The sequence below is a fragment of the Arthrobacter sp. Dra40 genome (assembly GCF_059091905.1).
Window position 1 is genome coordinate 1 of record NZ_JBNHHB010000442.1, and the last position, 1897, is coordinate 1897.

3 protein-coding genes are annotated in these 1897 nt (G+C 66.3%); all 3 read left to right on the forward strand.

Annotation, left to right across the window (positions count from 1 at the left end):
- Positions 1-224: amidase family protein (locus AC5RWT_RS36940; protein ID WP_494084549.1), on the forward strand; the 224-nt coding region annotated here is incomplete at its 5' end.
- Entirely contained in the window at positions 225-1736 is a 1512-nt protein-coding gene (gene gatB, locus AC5RWT_RS36945) for an Asp-tRNA(Asn)/Glu-tRNA(Gln) amidotransferase subunit GatB (RefSeq protein WP_494084550.1), read from the forward strand. It begins immediately after the preceding gene.
- 3 nt (positions 1737-1739) lie between these two features.
- Positions 1740-1871 carry a hypothetical protein gene (locus tag AC5RWT_RS36950; RefSeq protein WP_494084551.1) on the forward strand — a complete coding sequence of 44 codons (132 nt, stop codon included), beginning with the start codon at positions 1740-1742 and terminating at the stop codon, positions 1869-1871.
- Positions 1872-1897: the final 26 nt, after the last annotated feature.

Consider the following 1897-nt stretch of genomic DNA (forward strand, 5'->3'; position numbering starts at 1 on the left):
ACCTCAACGACGTGGCCACGATTCCGGCGAATCTGGCCGGTGTCCCGGGGATTTCAGTACCGGGCGGCCTGGCCGACGGGCTCCCGGTGGGTATCCAGTTCCTGGCACCGGCCCGTGAAGACGCCCGTCTGTACCGTGCCGGCGCCGGTCTCGAAAACCTGTTGGAAGCCACATGGGGCGGCCCGCTGCTGGCCCAGGCTCCCGTCCTCGGAGGTGTGAAGTAAATGGCTGCAACACAAGAGCTGGTCTCCTTCGAAGAGGCGATGGAGAAGTACGATCCGGTCCTCGGCTTCGAGGTCCACGTGGAGCTGAACACGAAGACCAAGATGTTCTCCGCGGCTCCGAACGCGTTCGGCGACGTGCCGAACACGAACGTTTCCCCGGTGGACCTGGGCCTGCCCGGCGTGCTGCCAGTGATTAACAAGTCGGCGGTGGAGTACTCGATCATGATCGGGCTTGCGCTGAACTGCAAGATCGCTGAATCCTGCTTCTTCGCCCGGAAGAACTACTTCTACCCGGACACCCCGAAGAACTTCCAGACGTCCCAGTACGAGGACCCGATCTGCTACGACGGCTACCTGGACATTGAGCTGGAAGACGGCGAAGTGTTCCGGGTGGAAATCGAACGCGCGCACATGGAGGAGGACGCCGGCAAGCTCACGCACATGGGCGGCGCCACCGGTCGCATCCAGGGCGCCGAGTATTCCCTCGTGGACTACAACCGCGCCGGCGTGCCGCTGGTGGAAATTGTCACCAAGCCGATCGTCGGAGCAGGGTCCCGGTCTCCCGAGCTGGCCCGCGCCTATGTGGCCGCCATCCGCGAGATCGTCAAGAACCTGGGTGTCTCCGACGCCAAGATGGAACGCGGCAACGTGCGCTGCGATGCCAACGTGTCCCTGATGCCCAAGGGAGCCGGGCAATTCGGCACCCGCTCCGAGACGAAGAACGTGAACTCGCTGCGTGCGGTGGAACGTGCCGTGCGGTTCGAGATCCAGCGCCACGCTGCCGTGCTGGATGCCGGCCAGAAGGTTGTCCAGGAGACCCGCCACTGGCACGAAGACACCCGGTCCACGACGTCCGGCCGGCCCAAGTCCGACGCCGACGACTACCGCTACTTCCCGGAGCCCGACCTGGTGCCGGTTGTTACCACCGAGGCATGGATCGAGGAACTGCGCGCCCGGCTTCCGGAACCGCCGGCGGAACGGCGCAAGCGGCTGAAGGCGGACTGGGGCTATTCCGACGCCGAATTCCGCGACGTGGTCAATGCCGGCGTGATGGAATCGATCGAGGAAACCATCGCTGCCGGTGCCTCCGCAGCAGTGGCCCGCAAGTGGTGGATGGGTGAAATCGCCCGCCGGGCCAAGGAAGCCGAAGTCGAACCGTCGGAGCTGGGCGTGAGCCCGCAAACCGTGGTGGACCTGGACCTCCTGGTGCAGGCCGGCAAGATCAACGACAAGCTCGCCCGCCAGGTGCTCGACGGCGTGCTCGCCGGTGAAGGCACCCCGGAACAGGTCGTCGAGAAGCGCGGCCTGGCCGTCGTGTCCGACGACTCGGCGCTGCTGGAAGCGATTGACGCTGCCCTGGCAGCCCAGCCCGAGGTGGCGGAGAAGATCCGCGGTGGCAAGGTCCAGGCTGCAGGTGCCATTGTGGGCGGCGTGATGAAGGCAACCCGCGGGCAGGCCGACGCCGGACGCGTCCGTGAACTGATCTTTGAGCGCCTCGGCGTGCAGGGTTAGTCGGTGGATCGCACGATGATGGCCGCTGCCCGGCGCCGCGCCCGCATCGATATTGGCCCGGTTGCCCGGCACGCAGCCCGACTGTCCGGCCGCACGGTGACCTGTACCGATATCGGACCGGCCCCGCTCGTCTGACCGGCCGGCGGGCGAAGACCCGATGT

Coding starts and splice junctions, on each gene's coding strand:
- gatB (WP_494084550.1), top strand. CDS start 225: ATGGCTGCAACACAAGAGCTGGTCTCCTTCGAAGAGGCGATGGAGAAG.